Origin of the sequence: Pseudomonas sp. NPDC087615 (genome assembly GCF_044743445.1) — a bacterium.
GTDB lineage: Bacteria > Pseudomonadota > Gammaproteobacteria > Pseudomonadales > Pseudomonadaceae > Aquipseudomonas > Aquipseudomonas baetica_A.
On record NZ_JBIUWM010000005.1, the window covers coordinates 123161 to 140078 of the forward strand.

Annotated in this window: 18 protein-coding genes; 6 read left to right on the forward strand and 12 right to left on the reverse strand. The window is 57.9% G+C overall.

The genetic code is table 11. The features are described 5' to 3' along the window. On the forward strand, positions 1–536 hold a 536-nt coding region (locus tag ACIOU6_RS04700), incomplete at its 5' end, for a peroxiredoxin (protein ID WP_401134244.1). A gap of 74 nt (positions 537–610) precedes the next feature. Here the strand turns inward: ACIOU6_RS04700 and rnt are convergent. Further along, positions 611–1288 carry a ribonuclease T gene (gene rnt / locus ACIOU6_RS04705; protein WP_095190452.1) on the reverse strand — a complete coding sequence of 226 codons (678 nt, stop codon included), beginning with the start codon at positions 1286–1288 and terminating at the stop codon, positions 611–613. After that, entirely contained in the window at positions 1285–2331 is a 1047-nt protein-coding gene (gene pyrC, locus ACIOU6_RS04710; RefSeq protein ID WP_221732093.1) for a dihydroorotase, read from the reverse strand. The genes rnt and pyrC overlap by 4 nt, the downstream gene beginning before the upstream one ends. Before the next feature lie 159 nt (positions 2332–2490). On the opposite strand from pyrC, the gene ACIOU6_RS04715 reads away from it, so the two are divergent. Together ACIOU6_RS04715 and ACIOU6_RS04720 are read left to right on the forward strand one after the other, a co-directional pair. After that, positions 2491–3399: an OmpA family protein gene (locus ACIOU6_RS04715; protein WP_401134248.1), complete on the forward strand. Its 909-nt coding sequence runs from the start codon at positions 2491–2493 to the stop codon at positions 3397–3399. Between the two features lie 129 nt (positions 3400–3528). Then, positions 3529–4746, forward strand: a complete 1218-nt coding sequence (locus ACIOU6_RS04720) for an argininosuccinate synthase (protein ID WP_186622245.1) — start codon at positions 3529–3531, stop codon at positions 4744–4746. 133 nt (positions 4747–4879) lie between these two features. Here ACIOU6_RS04720 and ACIOU6_RS04725 read toward each other — a convergent pair whose 3' ends face one another. After that, positions 4880–5593: a hypothetical protein gene (locus tag ACIOU6_RS04725; protein ID WP_401134251.1), complete on the reverse strand. Its 714-nt coding sequence runs from the start codon at positions 5591–5593 to the stop codon at positions 4880–4882. 517 nt (positions 5594–6110) lie between these two features. On the opposite strand from ACIOU6_RS04725, the gene ACIOU6_RS04730 reads away from it, so the two are divergent. Then, positions 6111–6737, forward strand: a complete 627-nt coding sequence (locus tag ACIOU6_RS04730; RefSeq protein WP_042560733.1) for a response regulator transcription factor — start codon at positions 6111–6113, stop codon at positions 6735–6737. Positions 6738–6827: 90 nt separating this feature from the next. On the opposite strand, the gene ACIOU6_RS04735 is transcribed toward ACIOU6_RS04730, so the two are convergent. From ACIOU6_RS04735 to metG, 8 genes are all read right to left on the reverse strand, one after another. Further along, entirely contained in the window at positions 6828–7007 is a 180-nt protein-coding gene (locus ACIOU6_RS04735) for a PA3496 family putative envelope integrity protein (protein WP_221732090.1), read from the reverse strand. 106 nt (positions 7008–7113) lie between these two features. Continuing rightward, complete coding sequence (gene nth, locus ACIOU6_RS04740; protein ID WP_221732089.1) at positions 7114–7752, reverse strand: endonuclease III; 639 nt, start codon at positions 7750–7752, stop codon at positions 7114–7116. After that, complete coding sequence (locus ACIOU6_RS04745) at positions 7749–8318, reverse strand: Rnf-Nqr domain containing protein (RefSeq protein WP_401134256.1); 570 nt, start codon at positions 8316–8318, stop codon at positions 7749–7751. The genes nth and ACIOU6_RS04745 overlap by 4 nt, the downstream gene beginning before the upstream one ends. Next, the gene (locus ACIOU6_RS04750; protein ID WP_401134259.1) at positions 8315–8920 is read right to left on the reverse strand and encodes an RnfABCDGE type electron transport complex subunit G; all 606 of its coding nucleotides are present in this window, start codon (positions 8918–8920) and stop codon (positions 8315–8317) included. Before ACIOU6_RS04750 ends, ACIOU6_RS04745 begins: the two co-directional genes overlap by 4 nt. Further along, the gene (locus tag ACIOU6_RS04755) at positions 8917–9900 is read right to left on the reverse strand and encodes an RnfABCDGE type electron transport complex subunit D (RefSeq protein ID WP_401134262.1); all 984 of its coding nucleotides are present in this window, start codon (positions 9898–9900) and stop codon (positions 8917–8919) included. Before ACIOU6_RS04755 ends, ACIOU6_RS04750 begins: the two co-directional genes overlap by 4 nt. Beyond that, the gene (gene rsxB, locus ACIOU6_RS04760; protein WP_401134265.1) at positions 9887–11095 is read right to left on the reverse strand and encodes an electron transport complex subunit RsxB; all 1209 of its coding nucleotides are present in this window, start codon (positions 11093–11095) and stop codon (positions 9887–9889) included. Before rsxB ends, ACIOU6_RS04755 begins: the two co-directional genes overlap by 14 nt. After that, positions 11092–11661 carry an electron transport complex protein RnfA gene (locus tag ACIOU6_RS04765; protein WP_401134268.1) on the reverse strand — a complete coding sequence of 190 codons (570 nt, stop codon included), beginning with the start codon at positions 11659–11661 and terminating at the stop codon, positions 11092–11094. The genes rsxB and ACIOU6_RS04765 overlap by 4 nt, the downstream gene beginning before the upstream one ends. A 131-nt stretch (positions 11662–11792) precedes the next feature. Then, a complete protein-coding gene (gene metG, locus ACIOU6_RS04770) occupies positions 11793–13844 on the reverse strand; it encodes a methionine--tRNA ligase (RefSeq protein ID WP_401134271.1) in 2052 nt (683 codons plus the stop codon). A gap of 155 nt (positions 13845–13999) precedes the next feature. Between metG and apbC the strand changes: the two genes are divergently transcribed. Next, positions 14000–15094: an iron-sulfur cluster carrier protein ApbC gene (gene apbC, locus ACIOU6_RS04775; protein ID WP_401134273.1), complete on the forward strand. Its 1095-nt coding sequence runs from the start codon at positions 14000–14002 to the stop codon at positions 15092–15094. A gap of 127 nt (positions 15095–15221) precedes the next feature. Here apbC and ACIOU6_RS04780 read toward each other — a convergent pair whose 3' ends face one another. Continuing rightward, complete coding sequence (locus ACIOU6_RS04780) at positions 15222–15980, reverse strand: SDR family oxidoreductase (RefSeq protein WP_221732081.1); 759 nt, start codon at positions 15978–15980, stop codon at positions 15222–15224. 162 nt (positions 15981–16142) lie between these two features. On the opposite strand from ACIOU6_RS04780, the gene ACIOU6_RS04785 reads away from it, so the two are divergent. Then, positions 16143–16874 carry a HugZ family protein gene (locus tag ACIOU6_RS04785; RefSeq protein ID WP_401134276.1) on the forward strand — a complete coding sequence of 244 codons (732 nt, stop codon included), beginning with the start codon at positions 16143–16145 and terminating at the stop codon, positions 16872–16874. Positions 16875–16918: the final 44 nt, after the last annotated feature.

Sequence of the window (16918 nt, forward strand, 5' to 3'; positions counted from 1 at the left end):
TCGTTGACAGCTTCACCCTGTCCTCGGCCATTAAAGGCAAATACGGCCTGGTGTTCTTCTACCCACTGGACTTCACCTTCGTCTGCCCGTCCGAGCTGATCGCTCTGGACAACCGTATGGCAGACTTCAAGGCACGCAACGTTGAAGTGATCGCGGTTTCGATCGACTCGCACTTCACCCACAACGCCTGGCGCAACACCCCGGTCAACAATGGCGGCATCGGTCAGGTGAAATACACCATGGCTGCCGACATGAAGCACGACATCGCCAAGGCGTACGATGTTGAGTCCGAAGGCGGCGTGGCGTTCCGTGGTGCCTTCCTGATCGACGACAAAGGCGTTGTCCGCTCGCAGATCATCAACGACCTGCCGCTGGGCCGTAACATGGAAGAGCTGATCCGTCTGGTCGACGCTCTGCAATTCCACGAAGAGCACGGCGAAGTCTGCCCTGCCAACTGGAAGAAAGGCGACAAAGGCATGAACGCTTCGCCAGAAGGCGTTGCGGCTTACCTGACCGAGAACGCTGCTGCCCTGTAAGGCGCAACGTTAAGGTACAAAAAAACCGGCTCACGTAGCCGGTTTTTTCATGCGCGGGATTTATTCGAGAACCATCAGTCGTCGAAGTCTTCCCAGCCACCCATCTGCTTCCAGCGATTGACGATGCCGCAGAACAGCTCAGCGGTTTTCTCGGTGTCGTAGCGTGCGGAGTGCGCCTCACGGCCGTCGAAATCGATGTCGGCTGCCTGACAGGCTTTCGCCAGTACGGTTTGACCATAAGCCAGACCGGCCAGCGTCGCAGTGTCGAAACTGGAGAATGGGTGGAACGGATTGCGCTTCATATCCAGTCGCGCAACAGCGGCATTCAGGAAGCCGAGGTCGAAGCTGCTGTTATGGCCGACCAGAATCGCCCGTTTGCAGCCGTTGGCTTTCAACGCCTTGCGGATGCCACGGAAGATATCGGTCAGCGCCGTTTCTTCGCTGACGGCCATGCGCAACGGGTGATCAAGCTTGATTCCGGTGAACTCCAGTGCCGCCGCTTCGATGTTGGCCCCTTCAAAAGGCTCAACGCGGAAGAAGTAGGTGTGATCGGGGTAAACAAAACCCTTTTCATCCATGGCGATGGTGGTCGCGGCAATCTCCAGCAATGCATCGGTGGCCGAGTTGAAGCCACCGGTTTCTACGTCGACGACAACCGGCAGGTAACCGCGAAAACGCGCTGCCATTGGATGACGGGAACCGCCGCCGCCACCTTGACCTTCCAGTTCGTCGTCGAAATGGTCTTCACTCACGCGTGTTCCTCCAGCAGACGCCAGCGCAGCTTTTCACCGGCGCGCAGCGGGATAACGGTCAACTCGCCAAACGGCAGGCTGGTCGGGGCGGTCCATTCTTCGCGAACCAAAGTGATGCGGTCGGTATTGGCCGGCAGGCCGTAGAAGCGTGGCCCGTTGAGGCTGGCGAACGCTTCTAGCTTGTCCAGCGCATTACGCTGTTCGAAGGCTTCGGCATACAACTCGATGGCGGCGTACGCGGTGTAGCAGCCGGCGCAGCCGCAGGCGGCTTCCTTGGCGTGCTGGGCGTGCGGTGCCGAGTCGGTGCCGAGGAAGAACTTCGCACTGCCGCTGGTGGCGGCGTCGAGCAGGGCTTCCTGATGGGTATTGCGCTTGAGGATCGGCAGGCAATAGAAGTGCGGGCGGATCCCGCCAACCAGCATGTGGTTGCGGTTGTACAGCAGGTGATGCGCGGTGATGGTTGCGCCGACGTTGGCCGAAGCCTCGTTGACGAACTGCACGGCGTCGCCGGTGGTGATGTGTTCGAACACCACTTTGAGCGTCGGGAAACGCTCGACCACACGGCGCATGTGCTCATCGATGAAAATCTTTTCGCGGTCGAACACGTCGACATCGCCACGAGTGACTTCACCGTGGATCAGCAGCGGCATGCCGACTTCGGCCATGGCCTCCAGCGCCGGGAAGATCTTGTCGATGCTGGTCACTCCGGAATCGGAGTTGGTGGTCGCGCCGGCCGGGTACAGTTTGGCGGCGTGCACGAAACCGCTGGCCTTGGCCTCACGAATTTCTTCGGGTTGGGTGCGGTCGGTGAGGTACAGCACCATCAACGGCTCGAAACCACTGCCGGCCGGGCGAGCAGCGAGAATCCGCTGGCGATAGCCGTCGGCTTCAGCGGCGTTGCGCACCGGAGGTACCAGGTTGGGCATGATGATGGCGCGACCGAAGGTGCGCGCAACATCGGCAACGGTATTGGTCAACACAGCACCATCGCGAAGATGAATGTGCCAGTCGTCGGGACGCAGCAGGGTCAGGCGGTCGGACATGAGGGGATTCCAGGCGGGTCAAACTGAGGGGAATGCTACCCGAAAAGACTCTTGCAGGCACTCGCTATCAAGTTTTGCAGGAACCTTCCGATATCCCATAGGTATGCCGTAAACATGTGTGTATCGGTCTTTTTGTTGCAGAAGCCAATGGAGCCTCCCGTGCGCCAGCGTTATTTAGCCTTGCTCAGTGTGTTTGCCAGCCTTCCCGCGATGGCGCTTACCTACCAGACCCGACTGGAGAACATTGAGTGGACGGTCGCCGGCGATAAATTCGAGTGCCGTCTGACGCAGCCGATCACTGATTTCGGTTCGGGTGAGTTCGTGCGCAGGGCCGGTGAGCAGGCAATATTCCGTTTGAACGCCTATAACGCCATGCTGGGCGGCGGTTCGGCGACGTTGCTCGCGGCAGCCGCGCCATGGCAGCCGGGGCGCGGCGACATTAATCTGGGCTCTGTCAGGCTGGGCAGCGGCAACATTCTGTTCAGCAGTTCGCAGTCTCAGGCAGGTGGTCTGATGAGCGGCCTGATGGACGGGCGCAGCCCTGTTGTACGCCGTGCCTCGGGCGATGGCCGGGTTTCGGAAGTGCGCCTGTTACCGGTCAAGTTCAGCAAGGCGTTCAACGAATACCAGAGTTGTGTGGCGAAATTGCTGCCACAGAACTTCGATCAGATTAAACAGTCGCAGGTTGGCTTCCCTGGCGAAGGCATTGATCTTGATGCCGCCGCCAAGGCCAAGCTGCAGGTCATGCTCGACTATATGAAGGCCGATCCGACGGTCAATCACATCGAGCTTGACGGCCACTCGGACAACAGCGGTAATCGCCTGACCAACCGTGAGTTGTCGCGCCGCCGGGCATTGGCTGTGGTCGACTTCCTCAAGGCCAACGGCATTCAGGAATCGCAGATCACTGTGCGTTTCCACGGTGAACGTTATCCACTGGTGCCGAACACCAATGCGGCCAATCGGGCGAAGAACCGCCGGGTGAATGTACATTTGACGCGCGTGGCCCCGACCACCGCTCCAGCGCCTCAGGCCAGCACTCCCGCCAATACCGCGGCGACTTCCTGACCTGCCGGTCATCGTCGCGCTCTCGACAGATTCTGTCGCTTTGTCGTCTTAAGCTGTCGCGCCTCTGTAAATTATCGCGTTTGAGCGGTAGACTCCTCGGCTTTCCGTAGAACCCCGTGGAGTGATGGCATGGCGGACGTAAACAAGGTCGTTCTGGCGTATTCCGGCGGCCTGGACACTTCGGTGATCCTCAAGTGGCTGCAGGATACTTATAACTGTGAAGTGGTGACCTTCACCGCTGATCTCGGTCAAGGCGAAGAGGTCGAGCCGGCCCGCGCCAAGGCTCAGGCCATGGGCGTCAAAGAAATCTACATTGATGACCTGCGCGAAGAGTTCGTGCGTGATTTCGTGTTCCCGATGTTCCGCGCCAACACCGTTTACGAGGGCGAGTACCTGCTGGGTACTTCCATCGCACGCCCACTGATCGCCAAGCGCTTGATCGAAATCGCCAACGAAACCGGCGCTGACGCCATTTCCCATGGCGCCACCGGCAAGGGCAACGACCAGGTTCGTTTCGAGTTGGGCGCGTACGCGCTCAAGCCAGGCGTGAAAGTGATTGCTCCTTGGCGCGAGTGGGACCTGCTGTCCCGCGAGAAGCTGATGGACTACGCCGAGAAGCACGCGATCCCGATCGAGCGCCACGGCAAGAAAAAATCCCCGTACTCGATGGATGCCAACTTGCTGCACATCTCCTATGAAGGTGGCGTGCTGGAAGATACCTGGACCGAGCACGAAGAAGACATGTGGCGTTGGACCGTCTCCCCGGAGAACGCTCCCGACACCCCGCAGTATCTGGAACTGACCTACCGCAACGGCGACATTGTTGCGCTGGATGGCGTCGAAATGACCCCGGCCACTGTTCTGGCGACACTGAACAAGATCGGTGGCGAGCACGGCATCGGCCGTCTGGACATCGTCGAAAACCGTTACGTGGGCATGAAGTCCCGTGGTTGCTACGAAACCCCGGGTGGCACCATCATGCTGCGCGCTCACCGCGCCATCGAGTCGATCACTCTGGACCGCGAAGTCGCTCACCTCAAAGACGAGCTGATGCCGAAATACGCCAGCCTGATCTACACCGGCTACTGGTGGAGTCCTGAGCGTCTGATGCTGCAACAGATGATCGACGCTTCCCAGGTCAACGTGAACGGTGTGGTTCGCCTGAAGCTGTACAAGGGCAACGTGATCGTGACCGGCCGCAAGTCCGACGATTCGCTGTTCGACGCCAACATCGCAACGTTCGAAGAGGACGGTGGTGCTTACAATCAGGCCGACGCGGCGGGCTTCATCAAGCTCAACGCGCTGCGCATGCGCATTGCTGCCAACAAGGGCCGCAAACTGTTCTGAGATTGTTCAGACAGATGCGCAATGAAAAGGCGGCCTTGTCTTTGAGACAAGGCCGCCTTTTTTATCAATTCGTTGTTTGGTGCTAATCAAGCAATGTTCCTGGTCTGTCTGCTTCTGCGGTAGTCCTCACCCCTCAAACCCGCCCCAGCAGCGTTACCGCTTGCGAGCACAGGTTGTAAACAATACAAAGCGTTGTACCCGAGCCTTTCTTCGCTTGCCTGATTTGCAATAACGCACTCTTGGTCAGAGAAACGTCTGACACATGATTGGAAAGAAATACGATGGCTCGGGCAGTTTTCTTGTCGGTACGACGGATCCTTTCCAGAATCGTGTTCAGTTCTCTCGAAGCATCAATATTCCTTGCATCGATGATGTGCAGGTGGCTGATGGAGACCGGCAAGTGAATATTGTGTTGAACCGTCAGGTTCGGCGTTGAACCGATGTCTGGTGGCGGGTCGGGCGCGTTATGGATTTTGCACGACTCCTTGCCTTGGGCTGCGCCGGGTTCGCTGGGCACGATGAAACTTGATATTCCGAAAGTACCTTGGGGTGGATCCTGCTGTGATGTGTTTCGCTTGTTATCGCGATAATTATTGTTGATGACTTTTAAGAAACTCTTGTCCTTGCCGAAATCAGAGGGTGAATAGAGCGAGCGGTAGTTGAAGTTTAAAGTGATAAAGAAAAGAAACAACAAGTAGAACGGGAAGCTTATCAGGAACCAGACGTAAATTTCGCGATCCTCGCTATCAAGGAATGGCAAAGAAACAGCGGCGGAGGCCTCGGATATAGCGGCGAATATAGCGATGATCGTCATCGGGTTGGAGATTTTGTTTTTTATCTTTAACATTTAAGTTCTCTTTTGTTTGAATGGTTTTGTTGTGGGTGGTTTGTGTTTTGTTGTTTGTTGGGTGAGTGTGCTGTTGATGTTTATATTTATAGCAAAAGTGTTTGCTTAAGTATAAATATCTTGTTTCAAGTGTTTATAATTCGGTCGGTTGTATATTGAGGTTGTAGGAGATTGCCGTCATTGCATGATGTTTCTGATTTGCAATGTGTTCGTGTTGTTGCACTGGTATTCGACTCCGATCCCGCAGGTTGGATGTAATGATGCCCGGCTGTGAGACGGCTTTGCGCTGAAGTCGGTCGCAAGCGGTTACAGGTAAAAAGCAGCAATGTTGCAGGGAAGTGAGCGAGGTGCTTTGTCGGATATTTAGAGAAGAGTGAGGTTTTTGTAGGATTAATCCTCAATGCTCGTAGGGTATGTCTCTCGATGCAAGTGCGTGAGAGCGCTGGCATGCCATAAGGCAAGTGACTGGGCTATTGTGCGTGTTCTAAAAATTCGAACAGCGAAACTGGACTTGCCCATGAATAAAGTGCTGATCGTGGATGACCACCCCGTCATTCGTCTTGCGGTACGTATGCTGATGGAACGTCATGGCTACGAAGTCATTGCAGAAACTGATAACGGTGTAGATGCATTACAACTTGCTCGTGAACAAATGCCCGATATTGTTATTCTGGATATTGGAATACCGAAGCTTGATGGTCTGGAAGTTATTGCGCGCCTGACTTCGGTCGCGATGCCCATAAAAGTTTTGGTACTGACTTCTCAGGCGCCCGGGCATTTTTCAATGCGTTGCATGCAATCGGGGGCGGCGGGTTATGTATGTAAACAGCAGGATCTGACTGAGTTGCTCAGCGCGATCAAAGCTGTTTTGTCCGGCTACAGCTATTTTCCCAATCAGGCGTTGCATACAGTGCGGACCAGTCTGGGCAATGCCAGCGAAGCCGACATGGTGGATCGCCTTTCCGGGCGGGAAATGATGGTTTTGCAACAGTTGGCGCGGGGCAAGACCAACAAGGAAATCGCCGATGGCATGTTTTTGAGCAACAAGACAGTGAGCACCTACAAGACTCGCTTGCTGCTGAAACTCAATGCGCGCTCGCTGGTTGATCTGATCGAGTTGGCGCAACGTAATGGGCTTGTCTGAATGCCTCAGTAAGCTGACGGGGTCATGGGCCGATCGAATTCAGCTAGTTATAGAAAGTGAAAAGCCTCCGGTTCGGGAGGCTTTCAAGTGTCAGAGATCAAAATCGTAATCGGCCAATTGCTTTTGCAGTCGGCGCTCCTCCAGCAGGTTGTCGATCGTGCGGCGCTTGCTCAGATTGGTTTTGGCGACTTCCACGACCGGTTCCTCTGGTTCAGCGTCTGCGGTGTCAACGTCGTCTTCTATGTCCAGTTGTTCTTTGTCGCTACTCATAAGGTTAACTCCGGCTAAGACTGCCTTTGGCGCTCCTTATATCGGTAATGCAGCGACGGGTAAAAAAGATTTTTTCAATCGACCAATCAATAAAGCTAATAGCCGCTCAATCGTCCGATGTTTTGGCCTTGTACTCGCACAAGTCCTCAATCCGACAGCTACCACAGCGTGGCTTGCGCGCCAGACACACATAGCGGCCAAGAAGAATCAGCCAATGGTGGGAGTCGAGCAGGAATTCCTTTGGCACAAACTTCATCAGCTTCTTTTCCACCTCGACGACATTCTTGCCCGGCGCAATGCCTGTGCGATTGCTGACGCGGAAAATGTGCGTGTCGACCGCCATGGTCAACTGGCGAAACGCGGTATTGAGTACGACGTTGGCGGTCTTGCGGCCAACGCCGGGCAAGGCTTCCAGCGCTTCGCGCGTCTTTGGTACTTCACTGTCGTGGCGTTCGACCAGCAGACGGCAGGTCTCGATGACGTTTTTCGCCTTGCTGTTGTAGAGGCCGATCGTCTTGATGTATTCGGACAATCCTTCGACGCCCAAGGCATGGATCGCTGCTGGCGTATTGGCCACCGGGAACAGTTTTGCCGTGGCCTTGTTGACGCCAACGTCGGTGGACTGCGCCGAGAGAATCACTGCAATCAGCAGTTCGAAGGGCGAGGAGTAGGCCAGTTCAGTCTTCGGCTCGGGATTGTCTTCATGCAGTCTGCGAAAAATCTCATGACGTTTTGCGGCGTTCATGGGCGATGCGATTCCTTGGAAATAGAGTTCGAGCGAGTCCACGCCTGACAGGCCGCGAGCAGTAGCCCCAGCACGATGAAGGCGCCGGGAACCATGGTTGGCAGATGCAGGCCATCGTTGAGCAAAACAAGACCTTGCCAGTGTTCGGATAGCCCGCGACCGAGACTGCCGTAACCGATGAGTTCACGCAGTGCGGCGAGTACCAGCATGAGCCCGCCAAACAGGCCCGCTAGCTTGAAGCGCTTGGCCGGCGGTTGCTGGAAGAAGCCATTGTGCTCCAGCACCACACACTGCAAGGCGATCAGGCCCGTATAGAAACCGAACGCCTGATGCCATGGCAGCAACCAGCGCTGCGCAAGAATGTCGGCGCAACTGGTCAGCGAAGCGGCGAGCAGCAAACTGGCCAGCAATGCACTAGTCCCTGTCAGTCGCGAGCGCATCAGCGGCATGCACACACCATAAACGCCCACGACAGTGACAAACATCAGTAGCGTGCCCAGCGCGGCGGCCAGCGTTTGCGTGGCGCCAAGCAGCAGCACCAGCATCAAAGCGTTCGACAGCTTCATGCTCCACTCCCCAGCAACGCCACCCGATGCTCATCGAAGTAACGCAGCGCATCATGGATCGCGTTGATCGCTGCGCGGGAGGTGATGGTCGCCCCGGCCATTTGATCAAATTGCCCGTGATCCTTTTTCAACGCCCAGCCTGCGGTCGTCGGCTCATGGTTCGATTTGCCGGCGAACGCTTGCAGCCAGGCATTTGGCCAGTCACCAATGACGCCACCCAGCGCTGGGGTTTCGGTTTGCTTCAAAGTTTTCACTCCGAGCAATTTTCCATTGGCATCAATGGCGATCAGCAGTTCGATGACACCGGCATATCCCTCGGTCAAGCTACGCAGCAGCACCGCTACCGGTTGCCCGCCTTTGGTCGCGCGATAGCCGCCCGCCAGCGTGCTGTGGCTTAAGGCAATGTCGGTCAAGGCCAGTGGTTGTTCCAGCGGTTGATTGTCGTAAGACTCGGCCGGGATTACATCCAGTAATTTGCGGTTATCGATCAGGCGCTGCTCGGCGGCGATCTGGGGCGCATTGCTGCGCTGCACGAGATACGTCGCGCCGATACCGATGAAGGCCAACAACAACAGCGTGATGCTGCTGATCGTTCTGTTCATGGGCTCACCTGTGTCTGGCGGGCGGCGGCGAAGCGTTCCAGTGCGGGCACGCACAGATTCATCAGCAACACGGCAAACGCCACACCGTCGGGGTAACCGCCCCATGTGCGAATCAGATAAGTCAGCAGGCCGACGCCGACGCCAAACAGCAGGCGGGCGAACGGGGTTTTAGCCCCGGACACCGGCTCGGTAATGATGAAAAAGGCACCGAGCATGGTCGCGCCGCTCAGTAGATGAAATAACGGCGATCCGTGGGAATTAGAGCCTGAGCCGTTCCAGCACAACAGGCTGAGGACAAACAGAGTGGCGAGCATGCCGACGGGTGCCTGCCAGCCAATCACTCGGCGTTGCAGCAGGAACAGTCCGCCGGCGAGAAACGCCAGGTTGACCCATTCCACGCCACGCCCGCCGAAACCACCGAACGCCGGATTGGCGGCGAACAGTTCATCGATAGTCAGGCTTTTGTTGATGCGCAAGCTGTCCAGCGCCGTAGCCTGAACCCAGGCATCCGGCGCCGAGCCCATGTTGAATACCCGTTGCAGGGCGGACAGAACATCCATGCCATGGGCCGGCCAATGAGTCATTGGCTGTGGGAACAACACGATGGCCAAGACAAATCCGAGCATCGCCGGGTTGAACGGGTTTTTTCCGACGCCACCGTACAAGTGCTTGCCGAAGAGCAGGCCAGAAGCAATCGCTGTGACCGTCAGCCACCACGGACAGTAAGGGGGCATGGCGGCCGCTAGCAGTGTCGCGCTGACCACCGCGCTGCCATCGATCAGGGTTGACTGAATTGGTTGATGACGTAAGCGTGTGACCGCCGCTTCGACGACCAATGCGGTGGTAATCGCCAGGATCAGATTGATCAGCACGCCCCAACCGTAGAACCAGAACAATGCCAGCAACCCAGGCAGCGTCGCGAGCAGCACCTGTTTCATCGCCTGTTGCAGGCGATCGTCCGGTGTCTCAAGGGGCGACATGGTCTTGCACCTGACGCTCGGCTTCTTGCAGGCGAGCGCGGGCCTTGTCGAGTGTTTTGGTTGGGGTGTCGGTGTGGCGTTCCAGTTTGTTGAGGTCGGCGCGAGCGTAGGCCAATTCGGTTTTCAACTGCCGAAGCTGGCTGTCGATCGGACGTTTTTCCACGCGCACTAGATCAGGCACAGGCTGATCACTGCAGGCTTCGGCGGCATGCAGGGCTTGCTCGGCGTCATGCAGCGCCTGTTCCAGCGTCGCGATTTGCTCCGTTGAAGCCTCGGCGGTTTGTGCTTTTTTCAGTTCGGCGCGGCGCATGGCCAACTGGATTTTCGCCCGTTTCAGGTCAGCGTCTTTTGCCGGGGCAGGTGCTGGCGGAGCGCTAGGAGCAGTGCTTTCGAGTGATGCCAGCGCCTGCTCAGCCGCTTCGAATTGTTGCTGCAATACAATCAATTGCGCCTGCTGCTCGAACGTCGGCGGATGGCCGAAGGCTTTCAGCGACTTGTGCAATTGCGCCCGGCTCATCGCGACATCGATCTTGGCTTTCTTCAACGCGGCATCGGCGGTGGCCACTTTCTGTGCGCGGACACGTTCCAGCGCAGCCTGCACCGGGTCGAGTGTGGTGATTTCAGGTTGCGCGGCCTTTTTGGCTCGCGCCTCGCGCTCGGCCTGTTTCTGCTGCTCTTCGCGTTCGAGGCGGGCATTGCGTCGCTCGAAACGCTGGCGCGCGTGATCGCGTTTGGCCGCGCGCTCGCGCTGTTCCACGAGACTGAACGCCAGACCGCCCACCACTGGCAACGTAGTCGGCGGCAGCGGATGCATCTCGATGCAATCTACCGGGCACGGCGCCACACAGAGGTCGCAACCGGTGCACTCATCGATTAACACGGTGTGCATCAGTTTCGCTGCACCGACGATGGCATCGATCGGACAGGCCTGAATGCACTTGGTACAGCCGATGCATTCGGCCTCGCGAATGTAGGCCACTTGTGGCGGCGCCGAACCTCGACTGATATCCAGCTCCAGCACGGGTACTTTCAACAATCCGGCCAGCGCCGCGATGGTTTCGTCACCCCCTGGCGGGCACTTGTTGATCGGCTCGCCATTGGCGATACCTTCAGCGTAGGGCTTGCATCCGGGATGGCCACATTTGCCACATTGGGTCTGAGGCAGCAGGGCATCGATGCGTTGAATCAGACTCATGTTTTGATCAGTCCACTGAATCCGAGAAAAATCACTGCCATCAGTCCGGCGCTGATCAGTTCGATCGGCAAGCCGCGAAAGGGCAGGGGAATATCGTTGCCAGCGGTGCGCTCACGCAAATCGCTGAACAGGCTCAATACCAGCCAGAAGCCCAGGCCTGCGCCGAGGCTCAGCGCTGCCGCATGCAACAGCCCCTGATCATTCTGCGCATTGATCAGCGCCAGTCCAAGTACGCCGGCATTGCCCAGCAAGAGCGGCCATAAACTGTCGAATGGCCAGTCGGGCAGCCCGCGCGCCAGCCATTTCAGCAGCGGAGCGATCAGCAACACACTCAACGGCAGAAACACGAACAAGCGCAGAGCTTCAAGTTGCAGTGGTACCAGCAGCCAGTGCCAGATGGCGTACCCCATCACGCCGACGATCAGCATCATGCACAACGTCGCCAGTCCCAGCGCATGCACCTGACGTCGACTGCCCGCCAACAGCGGATCGACGCCCAGCGGCCAGTGCAACACGAAGTTGTTGAGCAGCGCAGCACTGAAAAGCGTAAGCACGAGTTCGGTCATGGTTCTGCCAGTAAAACGGGCGGATGTCTCATAAGGTTAGGCATTATCCGGCAGCCACGATGGGTGGGCCAGATATGAAAAATCCCACAGGCATGCGGGGCACGCCTGTGGGATCGATTTACCGCACCGTCTTACTTGATGCGCTGACCTGGCTTGGCGCCGCTGTCCGGGCTCAGCAGGTAGATTTCTTCACCGCCGGGGCCGGCCGCCATCACCATGCCTTCGGAGATGCCGAACTTCATTTTCCGTGGCTTGAGGTTGGCGATCATCATGGTCAGGCGACCGTCGAGCTTGGACGGATCCGGGTAGGCGCTCTTGATCCCGGAGAACACGTTGCGTTGCTCGTCACCGATGTCGAGGGTCAGGCGCAGCAGTTTGTCTGCCCCTTCAACGGCTTCAGCCTTGACGATCAGCGCCACCCGCAGGTCGACGGCGGCAAAGGTGTCGAAGTCGATTTCCGGCGACAGCGGATCCTTGGCCAGTTCGCCGTTGCCCGCAGGTGCGGCGGCAGCGGTGTCAGTCTGGCTGGCGGTCAGGTCTTCTTTCGAGGCATCGCTCATGGCTTGGACTTTTACCGGGTCGATGCGGGTCATCAACGGTTTGAATTCATTGAGCTGATGGTTGGCCAGCAGGGTGGTGTGGTTGTTCCAGGTCAGCGGGGCAACGTTGAGGAACGCCTCGGCATCGGCGGCCAGCAGCGGCAGCACCGGTTTGAGGAAAATCACCAGTTGGCGGAACAGGTTGATGCCGGTGGCGCAGATCGCCTGGACTTCATCCTGCTTGCCTTCCTGCTTGTTCAGCGACCACGGTGCCTTGTCGGCGATCCACGCGTTGGCGCGGTCGGCCAGGGCCATGGTTTCACGCATGGCGCGGGCGAAGTCGCGGGCTTCATAGGCGTCGGCAATGCTTGGCGCTGCGGCCAGGAACGCTTCGGTCAGCTCTGGCGCGGCATTGTTGTCGACCAGCAGGCCGGCGTTGCCCTTGTGGATAAAACCGGCGCAACGGCTGGCGATGTTGACCACTTTGCCGACGAGGTCGGAGTTGACCTTCTGCACGAAGTCTTCGAGGTTCAGGTCGAGGTCATCGACGCCACGGCCCAGCTTGGCCGCGTAGTAATAGCGCAGGTATTCCGGCGACAGGTGATCCAGATAAGTACGCGCCTTGATGAAGGTGCCACGGGACTTGGACATCTTCTGGCCGTTGACGGTCAGGTAGCCGTGGACGTTGATCGCGGTCGGTTTACGGAAACCGGCACCTTCTAGCATGGCTGGCCAGAACAGCGCGTGGAAGTTGACGATGTCCTTGCCGATGAAGTGGTACAGCTCGGCGGTGGAGTCCTTGCCCCAGAACGCGTCGAAATCAAGCGCAGGCGTGCGCTCGCAAAGGTTCTTGAAGCTGGCCATGTAGCCGATTGGTGCGTCCAGCCACACGTAGAAATACTTGCCAGGCTCGCCCGGGATCTCGAAACCGAAGTACGGCGCATCGCGGGAGATGTCCCACTGCTGCAGGCCAGCGTCCAGCCACTCGGCAATCTTGTTGGCGACCGCGTCTTGCAGGGTGCCGCTGCGGGTCCAGGCCTGCAGCATTTCCTGGAAGTCCGGCAGCTTGAAGAAGAAGTGCTGGGAATCCTTGAGCACCGGAGTGGCGCCAGAGATCGCCGACTTCGGATCCTTCAGGTCAGTTGGTGCGTAGGTCGCACCGCATTTTTCGCAGTTGTCGCCGTACTGGTCTTCGGTGCCGCATTTCGGGCAGGTGCCCTTGATGAAGCGGTCGGCCAGGAACATTTTCTTTTCCGGGTCGAAATACTGGGTGATCGAGCGTTGGGCAATGTGCCCGGCGTCACGCAGCTTGATATAGATCTGGCTCGACAGCTCACGGTTTTCTTCGGCGTGAGTGGAGTGGAAGTTGTCGAAATCGACCAGGAACTCGGCAAAGTCGGCGCTGTGTTCAGCCTGCACGTTGGCGATCAGTTGTTCCGGAGTGATGCCTTCCTTTTCTGCGCGCAGCATGATCGCCGAACCATGAGCGTCGTCGGCGCAGACATAGATGCATTGATTGCCGCGATGCTTCTGGAAGCGCACCCACATATCGGTCTGGATATATTCCAGCATGTGGCCAAGGTGGATCGAACCATTGGCGTAGGGCAGGGCGCTGGTGACGAGGATCTTGCGTGGCTCGGACATGTGGGGCTTCGCTACTTGATGAAACGGAGGTCGGCCACTATAAAGCGCCGGGAAAGATATTTCACCCCTGCAAAAAGTTACAAGGCATGCCGTCAGGAGGGCAGAAGGGGTAGGATACCTGCCATCTTTTTCAAGTCTTGTTATCGGAGTTGCCCATGAGTGCCGTCACTCGCGCAGCGGTGGAAGCCGTCCTCAGCCAGTACACCGACCCTTACCTGAACCAGGACCCGGTCAGCGCCGGTTGCGTGAAGAACATCGAAATCATCGGTGACCGCGTTAATGTTCAGCTGGAAATCGGCTATGCCGCCGGTCTGTTCAAGAGTGGCTGGGCGCAATTGCTGCAACTGGCCATCGAGAATATCGACGGCGTGGTCATCGCCAAGGTCGAGGTCAACAGCGTGATTGCCGCGCACAAGGCCCAGGCACAGATTCCGGGCTTGGCCAATGTCAAGAACGTGGTCGCCGTGGCGTCGGGCAAGGGCGGCGTGGGTAAGTCGACCACCGCGGCCAACCTCGCGCTGGCACTGGCCCGTGAAGGCGCCAAGGTCGGGATTCTCGATGCCGACATCTATGGTCCGAGCCAAGGCATCATGTTCGGCATCCCGGAGCGCACCCGCCCTGAGGTCAAGGATCAGAAGTGGTTCGTGCCACTCAAGGCCCACGGTGTGGAAGTCATGTCGATGGCGTTCCTGACCGACGACAACACGCCGATGGTCTGGCGCGGGCCGATGGTTTCCGGCGCGCTGCTGCAACTGGTCACGCAAACTGCGTGGGGCGATCTGGATTATCTGGTGATCGACATGCCGCCAGGCACCGGTGACATTCAGTTGACCCTGGCGCAGAAAGTCCCGGTGGCCGGTGCGGTGATTGTTACCACGCCGCAGGATCTGGCATTGCTCGACGCGCGCAAAGGCGTGGAAATGTTCCGCAAGGTCAACATTCCGGTGCTGGGCGTCGTGGAAAACATGGCCGTGCACATCTGCTCGAACTGCGGCCATGCCGAGCATCTGTTCGGTGAGGGTGGAGGCGAGAAACTGGCGACTCAATACGGCGTCGAGCTATTGGCTTCGCTGCCGTTGTCGATGCTGATCCGCGAGCAGGCCGATGGCGGCAAGCCGACAGTGATTGCCGAGCCGGACAGCCAGATTGCCATGGTGTATCAGGAACTGGCCCGCCACGTCGGCGCGCGGATTGTGTTGCAGGAAGCTGCCACGCCGGCAATGCCGAACATCACCATCAGCGACGATTGATGGCCTGAAACACAATCAACTGTGGGAGCGGGCTTGCTCGCGAAGGTGGTGTGTCAGTCGACGAAAATGTTGCCTGACATACCGTATTCGCGAGCAAGCCCGCTCCCACACTGGTTTTGTGTTTGGGTTAGATACGCAAGCCGCCATCCATCTCCAGAATCCGGCCGGTGTAGTAGTCGTTTTCGAAGATGTATGCCGCCGAATGGGCGATTTCTTCCGGTTTGCCCATGCGTTTGAGCGGAATCCCTGACGTCATCTTCTCCAGCGCTTCGGGCTTCATGCCCAGGGTCATCTCGGTTTCGATGAAGCCCGGCGCAATGCCCGCCACGCGAATGCCGTAACGCGCCAGTTCTTTGGCCCAGGTCACGGTCGCCGCGGCAACGCCGGCCTTGGCGGCAGAATAGTTGGTCTGGCCAACGTTACCCGCCCGCGAAATCGACGAAATGTTGATGATCGCGCCGCTGTTTTTCAGCTCGACCATTTTCGCCGCCACTTCACGGGTGCACAGGAACACGCCGGTCAGGTTGACGTCGATCACCGCCTGCCATTGGGCCAGGCTCATCTTGGTCATTTCGCCGTCCTTGACCTTAAGCAGCAGGCCATCACGCAGGATCCCGGCGTTGTTGATCAGGCCGTGGATCGCACCAAAATCGGCGGCAACCTGGGCGACCATGTGCTCAACCTGTTCTTCATTGGCAACGTTGCACAGATAGCTGCGCGCTTGGACACCCTTGGCTTTGCAAGCCGCGACGGCGTCGTCGAGTTTTTCCTGGTTCAGATCGACCAAGGCAAGCTTGGCGCCTTTGCCTGCGAAATACTCGGCCATGGAACGGCCCAAACCCTGGCAACCGCCCGTGATAATGATTACTTTGTCGTTGAGTTGCATTCGCATGCCCCGATAGCAGGTCAGAGTGGTTTTCCCTTAGAGAGCCTCTCGATCTGCGCCCGACGTGGCCTGGCCGCACATGAGAATTGCCCCGAGAGTGAGCGGGACTTATCCCGTTCATCTGTCCGTTTTTTCGACGGATTCTTTTTAAGGAGTCATAAATTGAGCGTTGAAGTGGCCAAGAATGCCCGAGAATTGCTTCTCAAGGAATACCGGGGAGTGCTGTCGACCCACTCCAAATCGATGCCCGGTTTTCCCTTTGGCTCTGTGGTGCCCTATTGCCTCGATGAGCAGGGTCGGCCGCTGATCCTGATCAGCCGCATCGCCCAGCACACCCACAACCTGCAAAAAGACCCTAAATGCTCGATGTTGGTGGGCGAGCGTGACGCTGATGATGTGCAAGCCGTTGGTCGCCTGACCTATCTGGGCGAAGCGCAAAAACTCGAAGACGCTGCGGCCATTGAAGCGGCCGCCGAGCGCTACTACCGCTACTTCCCCGATTCGCAGAACTACCACAAGGCTCACGATTTCGATTTCTGGGTGCTCAAACCGGTGCGCCATCGTTACATCGGCGGTTTTGGCGCGATTCACTGGATCGACGAGCTGACCTTGGCCAATCCGTTCGCCGGCAAGGCTGAAATCAGCATGGTCGAGCACATGAACAGCGACCACGCCAAAGCCATTGCGCACTACGCCGAACTCGCCGGGCTGCCGAATAGCGTGCCCGCGCAACTGGCCGGGATCGACACCGAAGGCATGCATCTGCGGATCGGTCAGGCCCTTTACTGGCTGCCGTTTCAAGCGCCATGTCATACGCCGATACAAGTGCGCGAAGCCTTGGTTTCTCTGGCTCACGCCCAGGCGTGGCCAAAAAATGCAGTGGCTGATGCTTGAATTCACGAAAGGGCGACGTCATCTAGGGCTTACTGCAAGGCATT